Origin of the sequence: Candidatus Cloacimonas sp. (assembly GCA_035403355.1) — a bacterium.
In the GTDB taxonomy this organism is placed as follows: domain Bacteria; phylum Cloacimonadota; class Cloacimonadia; order Cloacimonadales; family Cloacimonadaceae; genus Cloacimonas.
The window spans coordinates 1,910-22,226 of sequence record DAONFA010000036.1 but is presented as its reverse complement, the minus strand read 5'-3'; the positions used below and the strand labels follow the sequence as shown (position 1 = coordinate 22,226).

The following is a 20,317-nucleotide window of genomic DNA, read 5'->3' as shown; positions in this document are numbered from 1 at the left end:
CCTATTAAAATCCTCTTAATCCTTAAATCCTGAAATCCTTGTTTCTAAAATCCTTATCCTGAAATCCTCGTTTCAAAAATCCTAATTTCAAAAATCAAATCTGCGAAATCTGCGAAATCTGCGAAATCTGCGAAATCTGCGAAATCTGCGAAATCTGCGTGAAACAAGTCGTCATAAGTCCTCAGTAGCAGAAAAACTTCGTTTCCCAAAAAAGTGATTGACTAAATATCCCTTGCTTTTTTGTTTGAAAAAAACGATAAATAATCACAGTGAGGTTAAGATGAGAGTAGCAATAGAAAGAAAAGAGCTGCTGGCACGCATTCAGCATCTTGTATCCATCGTTCCTACCAAGAGCACATCTCCTATTTTAAATAATTATCTGATTGAGGCATCCGAAGAGAAAAACACCATCCGGATCTGCGCTACGGATTTACAGTTATTGGTTGTAGTGGAAATTCCTGCAGCTGTTGCCGAAAGTGGAACTATTGCCATTTCAGCGCATCACTTTAATGAAATTATAAACTGTATGCCCGATGCGGTAATCAATCTTTGGCAGCATGACGAACTGCTGATGATTCAAAGCGGTAAAGTAGATTTTAATTTACTGATTGCCGATCACACTCTTTTTCCGATTATTCCCGATCCGCAAAATAAAAATGTGATTTCGCTTTCTGCCGAGCTTTTTAACCGAATGATAGCAAAGACCTACTTCGCTGTTTCTTCAGATCCTAACCGCACTGCATTAAATGGTGTTTGTTGGAAAATATTTCCCGATTACCATATAATGGTGGCTACGGATGGACGCAGAGTAGCTGAGATTAAAGTTTTGCATACTTCGTTGTTACCTGCCTTGGTAAATGATGACGACACAGAATTGAATATCTTTATGGAACAGGAACAGAAATATGTAGAAAGAATAATTCCCGTGAAGACCTTGATGTTTTTTCAAAAGATTTATTCTGAAGATGTTAAAGAGCTGAAAATCGGTTTGGAACGCAATCGGATTGAATTTGTTTACGGCGAATATTTTATCTCGTCCCAAGTTTTAGAACATAAATATCCCGATTACCAGAAAGCATTTCCTGTTGAGCTACCCAATAAATTCGTTATAGACAAAAATAATCTGATAACTGCCATCAAAAGAGTGGCATTGGTAGCTCCGGACGATAATATGCGTATTCATTTTGACCTGGATAGCAATCATTTTGAAGTTAATGCCAGTAACCGTGATACCGGTGAAGCCAAAGAAGATATTGATGAATACAATTATTCCGGTAACTCCACAGGTATCTCTTTCAATTTCAAATATATGCTTTCTATCCTGGAAGCAATAGATACAGAAAAAGTTGTCATCAAACTTGGAACTTCCAAAGATGCGATGATGATTTATAACGAAACACCTGTTCCCGATCAGGAAATAACCTTCCTGTTGATGCCTTTGCGTTCATAAAAATTTGAACCTGGCTAAAATTGAACTTGAGAATTTCCGCAGCTATCGCCAGAATGAGTTTGATTTCAACCCGCAGGGCTGTTTAATCATTGGTCCGAATGGCAGCGGAAAAACCAATCTTCTGGAAGCGATTGCCTATTGCAGCATAGGTAAATCCATCCGTTTTCACTACGATGAGGAACTGCTCAATTTTGAAGGGCAATTTTTCAGAGTAGCAGCTCTTTTCCTAAGTGATCAGGAAATTGAGCAAAAAGTTACCCTCAGCTATATGGAACAGCGTAAGTTATTAAAACTGGACGATTTGCCCGTGCACCAGTTAAGCACTTTATTTGAAGTAGTAAAAGTAATCTATTGTGCTCCTGAAGACCATTTATTGATAAGCGGTCCACCGCGTTTCAGGCGTCAATATTTTGACCTGGCTATTTCTCAGCTCTACCCTCCCTATATAACTGTTTTAAGGAATTTTCTGCATTTGGTTCAACAACGCAACGCAATGCTTAAAAGAACCTATTCCCGCACGGAACTTGCCAGCTGGAATCTTGCCTTTGCCACTTCCTTAGCTGAGGTCTGGAATTACCGAAACCGTTATTTACAGCAAGTAAATAGCGCTTTGAAAGAGACCTTTAAAGATATTTTTCCTGCTTCCACGGAAATTACCATCGGCTATATATCTTCCCTGAAACTGCCTTTGGAAAGCTCTGTGGAAGATATTATCAGGCAGCTTACAGCTTTGGAAGAAAGGGAAAAAGTGTTGCAGCGTTCAATAGTTGGCGCTCATTTAGACGATTATGAATTCAAACTGCAAGAGCATAAAATGCGCATTTATGCTTCGCAGGGTCAAAAACGCATTGCTGTTATTATCCTGAAGCTTTTGCAAGCACATTTAATAGAAAGAATTACCGGCATTAAACCCATTCTGTTGTTTGACGATATTTTTGCTGAACTGGATACATATCATTCGCTACAGATTAGAAACTGCATCAATAACCATTATCAGGTGTTTATTTCCAGCCCCAAAGAAGACATTCGTAATATCTGGCAGGGTTACCCGGTAAAGTATCTGGAAGGTATTGCCCAATGAAATTCAACCGGAACATAGTTGGTTGGATGCTCTATGATTTTGCCAATTCCGCTTTCACTACAATAATTGTCTCGGTAGTTTACAGTGTTTATTTCATCAAAAGCGTAGTGGTTGGTAATGCCGGTTATGGAGAATTGCTCTGGGGAAGGGCAATTGGAATTTCAATGGCTCTGGTAGCAATTTCAGCTCCAATTTTTGGTGCTGTTGCTGATTATTCCCGAGCCAAAAAAAGAATGCTTTTTATCAATTGCTATCTCACGATTATTTTTACGAGCTTGCTGTTTTTTGTAAAACCGGGAAATGTCTTTACCGGGATGCTGTTTTTTATCATCGCTAATTTTGGTTTTAACAGTGCAAATGTATTTTACGATGCTTTTCTGCCTGAGATATGCAAACCGGAGAATATCGGTAAGGTTTCAGGTTTCGGTTGGGCAATTGGCTATGTAGGTGGTTTGGTTTCATTGCTTGTAGCTTTATTTCTGGTAAAAATAAATGTTCGGATTGTGTTTCCGGCTGTAGCTTTGCATCTCTTTCTTTTTTCTTTATTCACTTTCTTTTGGTTGAAAGAATTCCGTCCTCCCTCTCAAAGAAGTAACTATTATCGTATTGCCTGGCAGAGAGTTATTTATTCCTTAAAAAATATAGCCAAGCTGCCTCAACTGCTGAAGTATATCTTCAGTTATTTTATCTATAATGACGGCATTGCTACCGTGATTGTTTTTGCTTCCATTTACGGAGCAGAAAGATTTGGAATGACAACTCCCCAAATGATAACCTATTTCATTCTGGCACAGTTTACTTCCATTTTAGGAGCAGCATTTTTCGGTTGGTTAACCGATAAGCTGAATGTAAAAGTTTCTTTAAGCTTTTCGCTTTTAATTTGGATTGGCGTTATTCTTTGGGCATTTTTTTGCAGCAGTGCAACGGAATATTATTTTGTAGGGCTGGTTGCCGGTTTGGCAATCGGCAGCAGCCAGGCAAACAGCAGAACAATGCTTTCGCTTTTAACCCCAAGAAACAGGCAGGCAGAATTTTTCGGATTTTATACCTTGACAGGACGCTTATCATCTATTATTGGTCCAATTCTTTATGGCTGGATAGCACACGAAACAGGAGATATTCGTTATTCCGTTTTGTCCTTGATCTTCTTCTTCGTGATTGGCTGGATTTTATTGCAGAGCGTGCATTTGCAGGAAGGAATAGGGCAGGCGAATGTTGTTGATGATGGCGGATTGTAAATTGGATTTGGGAAAATTGCTAATTACAATTTCAGCCAAATCCGGGTAATCCGGAAGAGAATCTTTTAGGTGATTCAGCTGGTTTTTAGAAGCTGATAAAAATCACCCTACTTAAGGAGAGAATGATGACAAAAGGAAAACTTTTAGTCCTAATGCTGGTAATCGGTCTGCTGGTTTTTTGCAATTCCTGCAGCAAAAATAAACCGGTTCTCTATATTTTTAACTGGAGCGATTACATTGATCCCGATCTCATCAAGGAATTTGAACAACAGAATAAATGCTCCATTAAATATAGCACTTATGATTCCAACGAAAATATGCTCACCAAAATTATAAGCTCAAGGGAATCCTTTGATCTTGTTTTTCCCAGTGGAGACCATGTAACTATTATGCGCGATGCGGGCTTATTGGAACCTCTGAATTTAGCCCAAATTCCAAATTACCGAAATTTGGACAGCAATCTTTTGCAGAAAGCAGCAAGCTTTGATGAAGGCAATAAATATGCTATTCCTTATTTTTGGGGTTTAACCGGCTTAATTTATAATCAACGCTATATTCCGGCAGAAGTTATTCAGCCCCAAAGCTGGAATATCCTGGCAAATAATTTTTTCACCGGCAAAAATAAAGTTACGATGCTGGATGATGCACGCGAAGTTGTTGGCGCAGCATTAATTTACAATGGCTACGATTTAAATGACACAAGCGACGCAGCATTGGCTGCAGCAGAAAAAACCCTTGCCGAATGGGATAATAATATCACTCAGTTTGATTCCGATAGCTATAAGAACGAAGTTCCGGATGGCACTACATTTTTAGCTCAGGCATATAATGGAGATGCTTTACAAGTGATGGAAAATAATCCTGAAGTGAAATTCTTTCTCCCTGTAGAAGGTACCAGTTTATGGATGGATAATATCGTTATCCTGAAATCCAGTAAAAATAAAGCACTTGCCTATAAATTCATTGATTTTCTTTTGAGCCCGGAAATCAGTAAACGCAACACGGAATACTGTCGTTATGCCACACCCAATACAGCTGCCGGAAATTTACTGCCGGAAGCATTAAAAAATAATACTTTAATCTATCCCGACGCGGCATATCTGCAAAAATGCTATATGATTAATGCCTTGGGAGAAAGAGTGAAGAAAATAGATAAGCTTTTTGAAGCCATTAAACTAAACTGAAAAGAGAGAAAAAAGAAACAAAATGCTTGATTACCTGGAAAATTTAACCCGCACCCACTATTGTGGAGATTTGCGTTTGGAACATAAGGGAAAAACAGTAACCGTTATGGGTTGGGTGAATAAACGCCGAGACCTGGGGGGCTTGATTTTCATAGACCTGCGCGATGTGAAAGGCATCCTGCAAATAGTTATTCATCCTGAGCAGAAAGAGATTTTTGCCAAAGCGGAAAAGGTTCGTAACGAATATGTGATAGCAGTGCGCGGAAAAATCTGTTCCCGCACCGAACCTAATATCAATCCCCATCTTCCTACCGGTGAAATTGAACTGGAAGCAGAGGAATTTTATATTTTAAACGAAGCCCAGCCCCTTCCTGTTCAATTTAGTGAAGTAGCTATGGCTGAAGAGGATTTGCGGCTTACCTATCGCTATTTGGACTTGCGCCGTCCCAAACTGCAAAATATAATTATTACCAGGCATCGCATAATGCAAATTATACGGGAATTTTTAAACAATGAGGGTTTTTATGAAATTGAAACCCCCATCCTGATGAAAAGTACTCCTGAAGGTGCCAGAGATTATCTTGTTCCCAGTAGAGTGCAACCGGGAAAGTTTTATGCCTTGCCGCAATCCCCCCAAATGTTTAAACAACTTTTAATGATTGCCGGCTTTGACAGATATTATCAAATTGCCCGATGCTTTCGGGATGAGGATTTAAGAGCAGATCGGCAACCTGAATTTACGCAGCTGGATATAGAGCTTAGTTTCGTTTCTCAGGCACAGATTTTTGACCTGATAGAACATCTATTTGCCAAACTTTTTCGGGAAATTTCAGGCATTAATTTAGCCCTTCCTTTTCCCCGGATGCCCTATAAGGAAGCAATGGATAATTATGGCTGTGATAAACCTGATATTCGTTTTGGAATGAAGCTGTTTGATCTTTCCCCTGCCGTTAAAGATTGCAGTTTTAATGTCTTTTCCTCTACCCTGCAAAACGGGGGTGTGGTTAAAGCAATCGTTATTCCCGGAGCAGCTGATTTCAGCAGAAAACAGCAGGACGAATTGATTGAACTGGCTAAACACCTTGGCGGAAAAGGAATTGCTTTTGCCAAAGTAACGGCAAACGGTTTGGAAAGCGGTATCAGTAAATTCTTATCTCCCGAGGAAGCAATAGCCATTATTCAAGAAACCTCCGCTCAAATAAATGACTTAATAACCATTGCGGCAGATAGTTATGAAATGGCAAGCAAGGTTCTGGCAGGGCTGCGTAATTTCCTGGCTCCCAAACTAAATCTCATTCCCGAAAACAGCTTTGCCTTTTGTTGGATAACTGATTTTCCGCTTTTTACCAAAAATCAGGATACAGGCAAGTGGGAACCTGCTCATCATATGTTTACTTTACCCAAGGAAGAACATATACCCTATTTGGATATTCCGGAAAAAACAGGGGAAATTGAAGGACAATTATATGACCTTGTTTGCAACGGAATTGAACTTTCCAGCGGTAGTATCAGATGCCATCGTTATGACATCCAAAAGAAAATATTTGATATCCTCGGCTTTAGTGAAGAAGAACTGCAAGAGCGTTTTGGATTCTTTCTGGAAGCGTTAAAATATGGAACTCCACCTCATGGAGGCATAGCTCCCGGTTTGGATAGATTAGTGATGATTATGACCGGGGCAGATTCTATCCGCGATGTTATTGCCTTTCCTAAAACATTGAAGGCAACGGATTTAATGAGTCAGGCACCTTCGGAGGTTGATGAACAGCAATGGAAAGACCTGCATCTGCAACCCATAAAATAGCTGTTTTCAGCAGCGGCTTAAGTCGTGGCTCAAATCTTTGTGCCCTGCATAACTATTTTACGCAGAATAAGTTGCCTGTTGAAATCGCTTTGGTGATTTTCACCTGTAAAAATGCCCCTGCAATCCCCTTAGCAAAAGCAAGAAACCTGAATTATCAGATAATTTCTACTAATAATATGCCAAGCTTTGAAACCAGAGCTATAGAGCTTTGCCGGCAAAATAATATAGAACTTATTGCCTTAGCGGGTTTTTTAAAGCAGCTCTCGGAAGATTTTATAAAGCAGGTTCAAATTCCGATTTTAAATATCCATCCTGCCTTACTGCCTGAATTTGGAGGCAAAGGAATGTATGGAATGGCAGTTCATCAGGCAGTTTTTGCTTCGGGAGATAATGTTTCCGGGGCTACCATTCATCTTGTTGATTCCCAATACGATAACGGCAAGATTGTAGCACAACAAGAAGTGGATATCAGTTCCTGTAAAAATCCCGCCGAAATTGCCGACAAAGTGCTGGAAATTGAACATTCACTTTATGCACCAACTATCTTTCAATTTTTGTTAAAATCGTGATTCGCATCGCTATTGCCACTCTTGGTTGTAAAACAAATCAGGCAGAATCAGCTGTTATTTTAGACCAGTTTAAAGATTTCCAATTGGTTCCCTGGCAGGAAGAAGCGGATATTTATATCATCAATACCTGCACAGTAACTAACCGAACGGACTATAAAAGCCGTTATTTAATCCGTCAGGCGTTAGCTCAAAAAGCCAAAAATCCCTTTGCTAAAATTGTTGTAACCGGCTGTTTTGCCCAACGCTATCCTGAGGAAATTTCCAGGATGGGCAATATTGACTTGCTTATAGATAATCAGCAGAAACTTAATATAGCAGATATTCTGGCAGGTAGTAACTATGAATTTATGGACATTATGCAGGCAAAGGAATTTGCCTATAAGCCAACTACCAAAATGTATAACCGCACGCGTGCCTTTCAAATTATCCAGGATGGCTGCGATTTTAACTGTGCCTATTGTGCAGTTCCTTATGGCAGGGGACGCAGCAGGTCTGCAACTTTGGAACAGGTTCTTCAGCAGGCACATCTGTTTGTGGATAGCGGCTATAAGGAAATTGTCCTTTCTGGTATAAACCTGGGGCTATATAAAGATGGAAACAACGATTTGACGGATGTTTTGCTCCGCTTAAACGAAATAAAGGGCTTGGAATTGATTCGCCTCAGCTCCGTTGAACCGCAACTGTTTAATGATAAACTAATTAACACTCTTCCCTTAATTTCCAAGCTTTGCCCGCATTACCATATACCGTTGCAATGCGGTGCTGATACTGGGCTAAAAAGGATGAGGCGCCACTATATCACTACCACAATTAATCAACTGACAGTTAAAATTTGGGAGCAGATTTCTTACCCCGCCATCGGAATGGATGTAATAACCGGTTTTCCCGGTGAAACGGAAGAAGAACATCAACAGACCTGTAATTTTTTGCGCTCTCTACCCCTGGTTTATCTGCATATTTTCAGCTTTTCCAAAAGAAAAGGAACTCCTGCCTTTGATCTGCCTAACCAAATCCCGAAAACAATTAAAAATCGCCGAGCTAATGAACTAAGCCAAATATCCGATGAACTGACCGCTGCCTATACTAAGTCCCTGGTGGATAATAATATCCTTTTAAGCGGTGTTGTGGAAAAAAATGTGAATGGCTGCTGCGAATTTTTGAGCGACCACTATGTTCGTGTCCACTTTTCCGGCAACTATTTACCAGGCGATTTTGTACAAATTCCCAGCCAGGATGTGCGGATAAGAATGAAGGATGACTAATTAACTTCAAGTAATTGGCTAAATAAGGCCTATTAACTAACCTGATCTTCACAACCACTAATTAAATATAATGAAATCTGTGTAATCTGCGTAATCTGCGTGCTTTTATCTTTTTTTCGGTGTCCTCGGTGGCTAATTTCCTTTCACAGGTTCCAGATATTCATCTGTAAGATGATATTTCCACTTCAGCAATATCCTGTCCAGCAAAGCCACGATTCCAAACAGCGCTAAGCTTACAGCTACAATAACAATAATCACTGCAAAAATATGAGCTGTCTGATAGGACTTCGTAGCCCGGGTCATATAAATTCCCAAGCCGGAAGTTCCGCCTAACCATTCACCGATAACAGCTCCCATCACACTATAGGTTGCAGATAATTTTAATCCGGTAAAAAAATTGGGTAAAGCAGCAGGAATTTTAAGCAGGGTAAAAATCTTATAAGGTGTTGCCCCCATAGAAGTTAAAAGGCGAATTTGATCTATGGAAACACTTCTGAAACCATCATAAAGTCCCAAAGCAATGGGAAAAAAACACATCAGCACTACAGCAAAGATTTTAGCGCTGATTCCATAACCGAACCAAATGATGAGTAAAGGTGCCACTGCTATTATAGGAACTGTTTGAGAGATAATCAGATACGGGTATATTAGCTGTTTTATAAAGCGGGAGGAATTCATTACGATGGCAGTTAGAGAACCCAAAATAACGCTTATTAAAAGTCCGCTTATTGCTTCCGTTAAAGTTGGTTTTAGATGGTGCCAAATCAAACCCGGGTAATCAATAAAAACTCTAAATACCTGTTGCGGAGAAGGAACTACCCAAAAAGCGATTATCCCTTTGGTGCAAATTGCTTGCCAGAGGAATATCAACACAACGAAAAATAGCAACGGCAGGATTACTTGCCGGCTTTTCAAAGTTCCCCCACCATCCGAATTTCCGTTTGCAAATGAACTGAATAGCGTTCATAAACGGTTTTTTGAATATGCTGAATCAGCCGTAAAACATCATTGGCAGTAGCAGAACCAAGATTAACAATAAAACCGCAATGCTTTTCGGATACAGCTGCATCCCCAATCCGAAAGCCCTTCAATCCGCAGTCCTCAATCAATTTTCCGGTAAAAAAACCCTCGGGGCGTTTAAAAACACTACCCGCACTGGGTAAATCCATTGGCTGTTTGTCCTGTCTTTTTTGCTGCAATTCCTGCATCCGTTCCCGGATATTTTCCGGTTTATCTTTTTTCAAGCAAAACCTGGAGGAGAGATGAATTAAGCCCCTCTCTTGAAAGACGCTGTGCCGATAGGAAAAATTATGCTCAGTAGCTTTCAGGTATATCACAGGGTTTTTACTATCTAACTTTGCATTATCGGGTAAAATAGCTCTGCTGCTGTAAAGAACATCCTTAATCTCTTTTCCGTAAGCACCAGCATTCATAAAAACCGCACCCCCAACTGAACCCGGAATACCGGAACAAAATTCTAATCCACTTAAGCCATTCTCGCAGGCAAAATTACCTAAGTCCTTAAGAGTAACTCCACAGGAAGCAGATAAATAACGCTTGCCCAAAGTGATTTTATTAAAACGCTCCGTAGTAATTACTATTCCTTTTATTCCCTTATCCGAAATAAGTAAATTTGAGCCCTTCCCTAAGATAAAATAAGGAATATTGTGCCAAAGACAAAACTTTAACAGCGTCAGTAACTGTTTTTGGGTGTTGGGAATGCAGAAGACCTCGGCAGTCCCCCCAATTTTAAAACTGCAATGTTCTTTTAAAGAAACTTCCGGGTGAATAATGCCGTCATCAATAAGTTGCGGATATTCCTTCCGTAACAAAAGAAAAGTATCCATCCTCAAACATCCGTTGGTAAGGGATTGAAAAATTTACCGATTTCTGTAATCAGCTGCTGTTCATCTTTCAGCTCAATGCAGGGACCCGGTAAAATTTGCTTAAAGTAAGTGCCATATTTTTTCCTGGAAACCCGGGAATCCATAATCAGCACTATCCCGCGGTCTGTTTTACTTCTAATCAGGCGTCCAAAACCCTGTCTTAGGCGCAATAAGGCATTCGGCAACATCAGGTGCATAAAGGAATCCTTGTTTTCCCGTTCCAGCTTATCTATCAATGCTTCCACGATTGGCTCGGAAGGCACTTGAAAAGGTATTTTATATAATATTAAAAGAGAAAGGGAATCCCCTTGCACATCCACTCCTTCCCAAAAAGAAGAAGTTCCTAATAACACGGCATTTTTGCTCTTTTTAAATTCATCCAGGATAGAATTTCTGCTGCTCCCTTTTCCTTGGGCAAAAAAAGGACGATTAAGATGAAAAAGGGTATCACCAAGATGTTCGTAAACAGCATCCAAATCCTTATAGGAAGTAAAAAGCGCCATAGTGCCTACATTGGTAGTAGTTAAAATTTGTTCCAGACAACCCAATGCCTGGCTTTGAAAGAACTTATCCTTATGTTCAGGCAAAAAACTGCCGACTAACAATAACGACTGTTTATCATAATCAAAAGGTGATTCCACAATGCTCTGAGCTACATTCTTTGCGCTTACCAAACTTAAGCCCGATTGATTTAAGAAAAACTTGAAAGAGCCCCTGATAGATAAAGTGGCAGAAGTGCAAACAATGCAAGGTATCTTATTATAAAGTAAACTATTAAGATGAGCCGATACTTCCACTGGAGCATAACAAAAAGTGCTGGTGGGAATATTGCGTTCCGAATTGGAATCGTTTTCAATCCATAAAGCATAATTATCCAAATCGGGATTGAGCAGGTCTAAAAGCAAACTTTCCGTTTCTGCATAGCGCAGCAGATAGCCGTTCAAATTATCCTTCAGAACATCCAAATCCTTCACTTGATTGCTGTTGAATGTTCTTAGCACATTATCCAGAGCAGTAAGGTCTTTTAGAATATCTTTGAAGGCAAGTGATAAATCCTTTAGGAGAGCACAAATATCCGCAAATGCATCCAGGTTCTTGATCCGTAATTTATTATAACTTTTGGCTTCTTTACAGTAATCTGCAGCCAAATTAAAAAGATTGGTGATCACTTGACGCTGGGCTTCAATTTCCATTGTCAATTTGGCACAAAGGGTCTCTATATGTGTCTTTTGCTCATTGGTCAGCACGCTTTTATGCATTGTCTGGGTCAGCAGAGACAAAAAGCCCCCGGCATATTTTTTGGAAGGATGTGCCAACTGATTGAACAAACTGTTAAGGTCAACATACCCTAAAGTGAAACCCAGATTTTTGGAAGCAGCAGCCATCAGATTGTGTGCTTCATCAATAACCAGATATTGATACTCACCTAAAGTAGAATTATCCATTTGAGCATCTGCCAGCAGCAATGAATGATTGATAACTACAATAGATGCCGTTTCAATATTCTTGCGTAATTTCATTACATAACAGGTATGAAAGAAAGGACACTTGCGTCCTCCACACAGATAGCGATCGGAACAAATCTTATGCCATAAACCGCTAAAACGGTTTTTATCAAACGAAGAATTCTCAGAAACATCACCTGTATGAGTCCGTTCCTTCCACACCATAAGATTTAGCAAACCATAAGCATCGTAAGAAGTTATCCCTCTTGTCTGTTCCTGTAAAAGTTCCTGCCAGCGTCTTTCGCAGATATAATTTTCCCTGCCTTTCACTAAGACCGCTTTGAAGGATAAAGGCAGAATCTTTTTCAGTTGCGGTAAATCCTTGAAAAACAGCTGTTCCTGCAAATTTTTGGTGTTGGTGGAAACAACTACTTTCGTTTTATTCCGCTGGCTGAAATCAATTGCTGGAACCAGGTAGGCAAAGGATTTTCCTACTCCCGTTCCCGCTTCTACCACCAAGAATTCCTGTTTGGCAAAAGCATTGGCAACCTGTTCTGCCATAGTCATTTGACCCGCACGAAATTCAAAATTGGGAAATTTTGAGGCAAAGATTCCGTCATCGGCAAAAATCTCCGGAATACTCTTTATGGAGCCGGTAACCGTATGTTCTATTACATTATTCAGTTCATTTTTTAGCGGAACCGGCTTGTCTCCTGAAAGAGCTGTAGAACGCTGCTGCTTCACAATCCATTTCAAATATTCATATAAACCGCTGTTAAGATTTGCCTGCATTGCCAAATCCTGTAACCGGGCATTAAGTAAATAGCCATAATGCGCTAATATATGATTAGTTAAGGCATTAAAAAGCTTGCCGGTTGCCAAAGCATCAGCATCTGCCCGGTGAGCATTATCTAAATCAATTTCAAAAAAGGAAGCCATCGTATTCAATTTATGGTCTGTAGTATAAGGCAGATAAATACGCGCTATTTCTGCGGTATCCCAAAACACATTATCCAAGGGAAATTCTCCACCCCTAACCAAAAAATGATTGATGAAATTAAGGTCAAAACCGATATTATGCCCCACCAAAGGACTGCTTCCTATAAAGCGGCAGAAATTTTGCAATACTTCATTTATCGGAGGTGCGGTTCTTAATTCTGCAGCAGAAATATGCGTTAAATGCTCAATAAACTTAGGAACTTTCCCCTTGGGCTTAACCAAGCTGACATATTGGCTAATAACTTCTTCGCCTCTAAAGCGAATGGCGGCTATCTGAATAATTTCATCCCAATCGGCATTCAAACCGGTAGTTTCAATATCAATAGCCACGAATTCCAGCTGTCCCAAAGGTAGCTGAAGACCTTGTTTTTCGGTATAGTTAACCTTGCCGTTAGTATTTTCCACCAAATTTCCCTATGTTCTAATCTTCTTCTTTATAGAGGTTATAACGCTGCATTTTTTTAATTAAGCCCTGGCGTGATAAACCCAATTCTTTTGCTGCCTGGGTTTGATTCCATTGAAATTTCTCCAGTGATTGGGATATTAATTTGCGTTCCAGTTCTTCAATGGCTTCTTTCAGGTTTTTCTTACCCGCCAGCATAGCAATTGTATTACTGTATTCAATATGACGGTAAACTTCTTCGCTGAAATCGCTGGGTTTAATAAATGTATTGGCTTCCGCCAAAGTTACAGCTCTCTCAATTTCGTTTTCCAGTTGACGCACATTTCCAGGCCAATCGTATTGCTCCAAAACCTTCATAGCTTCAGTAGTAAAGCCGGGAACATTTTTATTCATCTTTTTATTGTATTTATCCAGAAAATGAATTGCCAAGAGAGGAATATCGCCAGTTCTGTTTTTCAAGGGGGGCACATCAATGCGGATAACATTTAAGCGGTAATAAAGGTCTAATCTAAAATCTCCTCTTTTTACCCTTTCCATCAACGGTGTGTTAGTGGCACAAACAACCCGGACATCAACTCTCTCTGTTTTTGTAGCTCCCACCCTTTTAATTTCACCTTCCTGCAAAAACCGCAACAGTTTGGATTGAGTGGATTGACTGATATCGGCAATTTCATCCAGGAAAAAAGTTCCGCCGTCGGCTACTTCAAATAATCCCTTTTTATCATAAGCAGCTCCAGTAAAAGAACCCTTCACATGACCAAAAAGTTCGCTTTCCAGTAAGGTCTCGGGCAGGGCACCGCAATATTGAGCTACAAATGCCTTATTTCTTCTGTTGCTGCTATAGTGTAAGGCACGCGCTATCAATTCTTTACCGGTTCCGCTGGGACCTTCTAAAAGCACGGTTGTAGGGGTATCTTTCACCTTTTCAATAATCTCAAATATCTTCATCATTTCGGGGCTTTTTCCGATGATATTGGCATAGATATTATTGGAGCTAAGCTGTTCGCGGATAATATTATGGCTCTTTTCCAGATTAGCGCTGAGAATATTTTCTATAATAACGATAATTTGATTTGCCAGTGCGGATAGCAGGTTGATAATGCGTTCAGAAAAATATTTGGAACCGCTTTTACAGAAAAGAAGAACCACCCCTAAAGTATTTTTTCGGATGGATAGAGGTATTGCCAAAATGTTATTGTAACTGGGTGCGAAGTGCGGTTGCTTGATGTTTTTCAGTTTATTGTTCTGAAACACTTCGTAGCAAATATTCTGAAACTGGTCGTGATATTTATCATCGGGCGAAAAGTTTTTATAAATCCTATATTCCCAGGCATCGGGTAAACTGGGATTGGGATGCAACAAAAGCATTCCTCCATCGGCATTGGCAATTTCCACTAAACTGGTTAGAGATTGTTCAATCAGCACATCCAAATCGGTTATGGTATTCAGGTTTTGGGTTATTTCATAGAACTGATTCAACAGGTTTTCTTCAAACTTCACTTCTTCCATTTGGGAAGAATACTCCCGGGATATTTTTTGCATCAGGATGTCGTTTTGTTCCAGTAACTTGATAGAGCCGTATTTTTCAATTATCTTGCGGTTATTTTTCAAAATCTCCAGTGCCTGTTCCCATTCTTCCATATCTAAAAGCACACCGGCAAGTTCATAATTGGCTAAGGATAGCTCATAGTTATTGCCTGCTTCTACAAAAAGACGGATTGCTTCATTCAGATAATTTTTGGCTGCTTCCAGATTTTTGCGTTCCAGCAAAGCGCGCAGGTAATAGGAACGGCCGGTTTCATAAGATAGATTTTGTTCCGTTGCCAGTTTTTGGGCTTCCGCCAGATAATAATCCGCACTTTCAATATTGCGGGTTAAGATAAAGTAATATGCTTGTTTCAGATAGCCCTCAATGATTTTATCCCGGGCTGCAATGTTTTTAAAGAAATCCAAGCTCTCCACCAGATAGCGATATGCCTCTTTGAATTTATGCAATTTGGTAAAAACGCTACCCAGGTTGCCATAAAGTTCTGCCTTTATATAATCATCCGATACGGCAGGTAACAATTCCAAACCCTTAATATAAAGATCATAAGCCAGGTTCAGTTCATCCTGTTTTTCATAGACCTCACCGAGGTTATTGAAACTGCGCAGAAGCCCTTCATTAAATCCGCTTTCCTGCGAGAGCTTGATTGCTTTTTCATAGTAGGCAATGGATTCTGGCCAATCCCCTTTCTTAAAATATAAGCCACCCAGGTTATTTAGCGAGGCAATCGTATTTCGCTGAAAACCAAATTCATTAGCTATATCCAATGACTTTTTTAAAGCATCTAAAGCACGGTCATAGTCACCGTGATCCATTAAAGTTACGCCAATATTATTATAGATATTGGTTATATTATAGGGTTCTACTAAAAGTTTCTGAATTTTAAGCGCTTCTTCCAGGTAGTATAGAGATTTTGCCGGATCGCCTTTATCATCCATCAAACCACCCAGGTTATTGTAACAAACAGAAATACCGTTTAAATTATAATATTTCTTTTCCAGCTCCAAACTCTTCAGAAAATAGGTTTCACTCTTTTCCCAAAAGCCCTGACACATATACAGAACGCCCAAATTGTTGTATATGGCAGCCAAACCGCTATGGTCTTTGGCAAGAGAATATAGCGTTTCCGCTTCGTTGAAAACCTCTTCCGCCTGCTCCCATTCATTGATGTAATAATGTATTTTACCGCGTATTTTTTTTGCCTCGGCTTGAACACTGTGTCGTTGTTGCTGATTAGTAATGCTATTAGAAGAATGTCCGGCTAAATCCAGGGTCTGAAATGCCTCATTGAATAGTTCGCTCTCTGCTTGAACATCTGCTTTCAGCAAAAGGATTTTCACCTTCCAGTAAGGGTCTATCGTGGCGGGAGAATATTGCTTGATAATTTCCAAAGCAAACGCAGAAGAATTAACCGCATAAAGGTCATTGGCAAGTTTATAAACAATTTGCTCTGCAGGAATATTGTTTTCCGTAGAAATATGCAATGCCTGCCGATAATGATCTATCGCTTTATCCTTCTGGTTTAAGGCAGAATAGGCATCGGCAATTTTTTGCGTGCTGGCTAATCTGCCGGCAGGGGATTTGGTATGGCTTAAAATATATTCTTCCAGTTTCAGCACGCTTTCAGAATCGTTTATTAAGGAAAGTCCGGAACTCACTTTGGCAAAAAGAGCTGCAGTGTATTTTTTATTCAGGATCTGCAAGGAAACTAAAATCTGGGGATATTTATTCTTGTCCTTTTGCAGAAAATCCAGCAGCTGATTATATAAATCGCCATTAGCCGTGTTCCAGTTATTTTTCAACCATTCTGAAAATGCCTTTTTCTTTTGCAGCGAACATCCCTTCTCCTGATTGGAAATTAAACCGGTATCAGTTAAATAAGCCAAATCGGCTTTAAAATTTTTGGGCTTATCCAATGCCTTGGCTAAATCTGCAATGCTAAAACCATCTAAAATATACATCGCTGCCAAGATTTCTTTCTGCGAGGCAGTTAATGCTTCCAGGGTCTCATAATAAATCTGTTCCGCATCAAAGGTCTTTTCCAGGTAAGGACTTAAATTGAATTTCCCCTTCGGCTTTTGCTCCTTCATCTCCCGCAAAACCTTTTCTATAATCATCAGGTTACCGGAAGTTATTTTCTGAAAGATTTCGCTTTCACTGCTACCCGCAAAATTCTTCTCCGGAAAGGTCAATTGTAAAAGAGTTTGACAATCATCTACCCCTAAAGAGGGAATATTATCTACTTCGGAAAAAGGAAATAACCGCTTTTGCGAGAAGACCACAATTTGGATTCCCGCATCCGGTAAATATTGAACCAGATATTGTAAATAATCACGCGTATAATTATCCAGAACATCACTATCATCAATCACCAATAGAAATGGTTGAAACAGTTCCATCCCGTTCAAACGCTCCGTAATATAAAAGAAGAAATCGTATTTGTTTACCGAGTTTATATTATCCCGAAATTCCTGATAATAACCATAGAGGTCTTCTTCCGTCACCTCTGTAATCACTTGAATAAGCTCAGAAAAATGATTTAACACAAGAGGATGAGGAGAAAAATAGATCTTCCTGGCATAAATATCTGCCACACTTTCCATTAAGGGCTGAACAAAATGACTTTTTCCGGAACCCGATTTGCCTACTATCTCAATTAAATGACTCTTTGCATTGTCATTTAAGTAACCCCTTGCCCTGGAAAGCGCTATTTTATTCATTATATAGGCGTCCAGCTGCCGGGTTATGTTTTCTGCCATTTTTTTCATACCTCTTGGAGATTTTGTTTACAATGCACCTGTAAATAGAGTTGACAACCTGTCAAGCAAAAAGTGTAATTCTGATGTCCCCCTTTTTTTTGCCGCTAAGGGCGACATCGCAATGGTAACCTCCTGGTCAACCTCTTCTTGTGCTTGAACAACGAGGACTTCGTCCTTCCGAATGAAAAAGCCCCCTTAGGGCGACACAAAAATAGCGATGGTGGCGTAAGCCCCTCGGGAAAATAATGTTATTCAATTAAACTAATCGTTTTTCCTTCAATTTATCCTCACCCCAATGCTATTTCAGAGTTGCTTTAACTTCTTCTTCGGTTATTATATTATGATGACCCTCTTTTAAAATGGAGGGATTTAAACACTCTATAAAAAAAGTATTGACTTAACTCATATAGATTAATATCAATGTTTTCAGGTGTAAATTGTCACCCAAATGGATATAACCCAAGCCCAAAATCGCTACCGGAAGTGAATATGCCAGCCAAGAATGTTGATGGACAGCTTAGAATGCTTGTCAGCTCGCTCAACCTACTACAAGGAGATTTTGGCGAAAATTTCTGCTGAAATGCCGGCTGAAGTTGCAGATAATTTTGATTGAAAATGATGGAGTAATAAATGTTTAAAGAGTCCGAGAGTAACTCTTCAATTTGCAGTCCAATCCGTGCAATGCTAAGCCATATCTCACTTATTTTTTTCATTTGTCTATGCTTCTTATCAGCCGTCCATTCTGAATTGAATGCCAATGATCATGTCTGCGGTTCCTACTCCCGGTTAAATGTATTTCAAGAAGATTTTGATTACTTCTGTAAAGTAATTCTTGATTCTCATCCTGGCATTAGCTTAGAGCTTACTAACTTTAATCAGAATGCTGCAACCTTGAAAGATGAACTCGCCACAGTAACGGATACCCTTCAATTTGAAGCCAAATTAAGAGCTTTTGCCCATAATTTGCTGGATGGACATACCAGAGTTTCATCATTATCCAATCAAAGCTCATTTTCTTACCCCATTGGCTTGTGGTGGCATAAATCGGGATGGTATGTGGAAATGATTTCAACAGAGTTCAAAGAATTGATAGGTAGTAAAGTAATCAGTATTAATGGCATAGATGCTGAGACCTTTATGACGAAGCTTATGCAGTTAACCACCGGAGAGAACATCTACTGGTTCCGAGACCAAGTTTCATTTTTGCTTAGGAACTCTGCCAATCTACGAGCATTGAATTTGAACAGTTCAGATGGGGCTTTACACCTGATCCTTGAAAAGGATGGAACTACCTTTGAAATCAACATTAAGGAAGCCGAAAAACACTCCCTTTGGGAACAGCAAAAAATCGGAGTTACTGCTCCTCGTAAAGAGAACTATTGGGGCAAAGCCCTTCCAGAAAACAATGTATATTACCTCCAATTCAATGCAATGTCAGATACAGCAGCAACATCCGATGCTCCATTTTCAGGGTGGATATCATTCCTCAAAGATACCTTTGCTGTTATAGACAGCTTAGAGATAGATAATCTGGTTATTGATTTAAGAAACAATGGCGGTGGCAATTCTCTTATGGGAGATATACTCCTTTCTTTTTGTGCATTGCCCGATTCTATTTACTACTTCGGTGGGAAGATGCAGATAAGTGATTTGGTGCTAAAACACTATGGAATGGATCTGACTTCAATGAATAATGCCTTATCTTCGGACTTTGGTTATGAGGTTGTGGAATCAGAACTACCTTATTCCGTGGTATTCTATGATTGTAAATCTCCGAAGCTTAGACCTCCAACTCTTGCTGACATAGATCCCAATGCCGGAAGCTATGATTCAATAAAAAAGTATAATGGTAAACTGATCCTGCTAACAGGAAGCCACACATTCAGCTCAGCAGTGATGTTTGCAACACTTTGTCAGGATAACGAACTGGCTATAGTTTACGGAAGCCCTACCGGAGGAAAACCATCCACTTATGGTGAGGGATTAGGATTTAAACTTCCCAATACAGGTATTATGTGCAGCGTGTCAGTAAAATATTTCCAAAGACCTGATATCCATAGAGATCCCTCTGACAGTTTATACCCGGATGTTAATATCCCTATCAACCCGGAAGAACATTTTTCAACTACCGATCCGCTATGGGAAAGGGTTTTACAAGACATAAGCAATTAACCCATAAAGGTTTATAGCAATAGGATAGGATATAAAAAGCGAGCCAGCGTTTTTTTTTGCTAAGGAGCAATAAGACATTAGAAACATTATATAATTTGTAGATGGCAATAAAAAATGGTACGAGTTGGCAGCGAAAAGTGATACACTTGAAAAAAAAGGGAGAACAAACTCTTCGCCTTTTGCTATATGCTTGAAAGATCATAGGGCAACATCGCAATGGTGACTTCCTGGTCAACCTCTTCTTGTGCTTGAACGACGAGGACTTCGTCCTTCCGAATGAAAAAAGCCCGTAGGGCAACACTTTTATAGGAACGGCGGCATAAGCCCCTCGTAAAAGGTAAGCTACAGTATCTTTTTATCCTTCTTCCCCATTCCTGAAAGCCCCTTAGGGCGACACAAAAATAGCGATGGTGGCGTAAGCCCCTCGTTTAGTGTAAGCTACGGTATTTTTTTATCCTTTTCCACCATTCCTGAAAGCCCCTTAGGGCGACACAAAAATAGCGATGGTGGCGTAAGCCC

The 20,317-nt window shown here is 39.8% G+C and carries 12 protein-coding genes; 8 read left to right on the top strand and 4 right to left on the bottom strand.

From position 1 onward, the window contains the following. Positions 1–280: 280 nt before the first annotated feature. The 7 genes from dnaN to mtaB all read left to right on the top strand — a co-directional run bounded on the left by dnaN (position 281) and on the right by mtaB (position 8,588). Positions 281–1,450: a DNA polymerase III subunit beta gene (gene dnaN, locus PLE33_08185; protein HPS61221.1), complete on the top strand. Its 1,170-nt coding sequence runs from the start codon at positions 281–283 to the stop codon at positions 1,448–1,450. 4 nt (positions 1,451–1,454) lie between these two features. Continuing rightward, a complete protein-coding gene (recF, locus tag PLE33_08180) occupies positions 1,455–2,531 on the top strand; it encodes a DNA replication and repair protein RecF (protein HPS61220.1) in 1,077 nt (358 codons plus the stop codon). Next, positions 2,528–3,769: an MFS transporter gene (locus tag PLE33_08175; protein HPS61219.1), complete on the top strand. Its 1,242-nt coding sequence runs from the start codon at positions 2,528–2,530 to the stop codon at positions 3,767–3,769. The genes recF and PLE33_08175 overlap by 4 nt, the downstream gene beginning before the upstream one ends. 125 nt (positions 3,770–3,894) lie before the next feature. Then, positions 3,895–4,953, top strand: coding sequence for a spermidine/putrescine ABC transporter substrate-binding protein (locus tag PLE33_08170; protein HPS61218.1), 1,059 nt, complete (start codon positions 3,895–3,897; stop codon positions 4,951–4,953). Positions 4,954–4,975: 22 nt separating this feature from the next. After that, positions 4,976–6,757, top strand: a complete 1,782-nt coding sequence (gene aspS / locus PLE33_08165; protein ID HPS61217.1) for an aspartate--tRNA ligase — start codon at positions 4,976–4,978, stop codon at positions 6,755–6,757. Then, positions 6,724–7,326, top strand: a complete 603-nt coding sequence (locus PLE33_08160) for a formyltransferase family protein (protein HPS61216.1) — start codon at positions 6,724–6,726, stop codon at positions 7,324–7,326. Before aspS ends, PLE33_08160 begins: the two co-directional genes overlap by 34 nt. Continuing rightward, positions 7,323–8,588: a tRNA (N(6)-L-threonylcarbamoyladenosine(37)-C(2))-methylthiotransferase MtaB gene (gene mtaB / locus PLE33_08155; protein HPS61215.1), complete on the top strand. Its 1,266-nt coding sequence runs from the start codon at positions 7,323–7,325 to the stop codon at positions 8,586–8,588. Before PLE33_08160 ends, mtaB begins: the two co-directional genes overlap by 4 nt. Before the next feature lie 132 nt (positions 8,589–8,720). On the opposite strand, the gene PLE33_08150 is transcribed toward mtaB, so the two are convergent. From PLE33_08150 to PLE33_08135, 4 genes are read right to left on the bottom strand one after another with little or no spacing between them, the layout of a single operon-like run. After that, the gene (locus PLE33_08150; GenBank protein ID HPS61214.1) at positions 8,721–9,461 is read right to left on the bottom strand and encodes an ABC transporter permease; all 741 of its coding nucleotides are present in this window, start codon (positions 9,459–9,461) and stop codon (positions 8,721–8,723) included. Between the two features lie 38 nt (positions 9,462–9,499). Beyond that, complete coding sequence (gene murB, locus PLE33_08145) at positions 9,500–10,435, bottom strand: UDP-N-acetylmuramate dehydrogenase (protein HPS61213.1); 936 nt, start codon at positions 10,433–10,435, stop codon at positions 9,500–9,502. A 2-nt stretch (positions 10,436–10,437) separates the two neighbouring features. Beyond that, positions 10,438–13,323 carry a helicase C-terminal domain-containing protein gene (locus PLE33_08140; GenBank protein HPS61212.1) on the bottom strand — a complete coding sequence of 962 codons (2,886 nt, stop codon included), beginning with the start codon at positions 13,321–13,323 and terminating at the stop codon, positions 10,438–10,440. A 16-nt stretch (positions 13,324–13,339) separates the two neighbouring features. Beyond that, positions 13,340–17,626 (bottom strand): sigma 54-interacting transcriptional regulator, encoded by a 4,287-nt coding sequence (locus PLE33_08135; GenBank protein ID HPS61211.1) that lies wholly within the window; start codon positions 17,624–17,626, stop codon positions 13,340–13,342. A gap of 630 nt (positions 17,627–18,256) precedes the next feature. Between PLE33_08135 and PLE33_08130 the strand changes: the two genes are divergently transcribed. Next, complete coding sequence (locus PLE33_08130) at positions 18,257–19,798, top strand: S41 family peptidase (GenBank protein ID HPS61210.1); 1,542 nt, start codon at positions 18,257–18,259, stop codon at positions 19,796–19,798. The last annotated feature ends 519 nt before the right edge of the window (positions 19,799–20,317 follow it).

What these genes read in the sequence shown, in the direction of transcription:
- dnaN (HPS61221.1), top strand. Translation starts at nt 281, where the DNA reads ATGAGAGTAGCAATAGAAAGAAAAGAGCTGCTGGCACGCATTCAGCAT.
- PLE33_08175 (HPS61219.1), top strand. Translation starts at nt 2,528, where the DNA reads ATGAAATTCAACCGGAACATAGTTGGTTGGATGCTCTATGATTTTGCC.
- PLE33_08170 (HPS61218.1), top strand. Translation starts at nt 3,895, where the DNA reads ATGACAAAAGGAAAACTTTTAGTCCTAATGCTGGTAATCGGTCTGCTG.
- aspS (HPS61217.1), top strand. Translation starts at nt 4,976, where the DNA reads ATGCTTGATTACCTGGAAAATTTAACCCGCACCCACTATTGTGGAGAT.
- PLE33_08160 (HPS61216.1), top strand. Translation starts at nt 6,724, where the DNA reads ATGGAAAGACCTGCATCTGCAACCCATAAAATAGCTGTTTTCAGCAGC.
- murB (HPS61213.1), bottom strand. Translation starts at nt 10,435, where the DNA reads ATGGATACTTTTCTTTTGTTACGGAAGGAATATCCGCAACTTATTGAT.
- PLE33_08135 (HPS61211.1), bottom strand. Translation starts at nt 17,626, where the DNA reads ATGGCAGAAAACATAACCCGGCAGCTGGACGCCTATATAATGAATAAA.
- PLE33_08130 (HPS61210.1), top strand. Translation starts at nt 18,257, where the DNA reads ATGTTTAAAGAGTCCGAGAGTAACTCTTCAATTTGCAGTCCAATCCGT.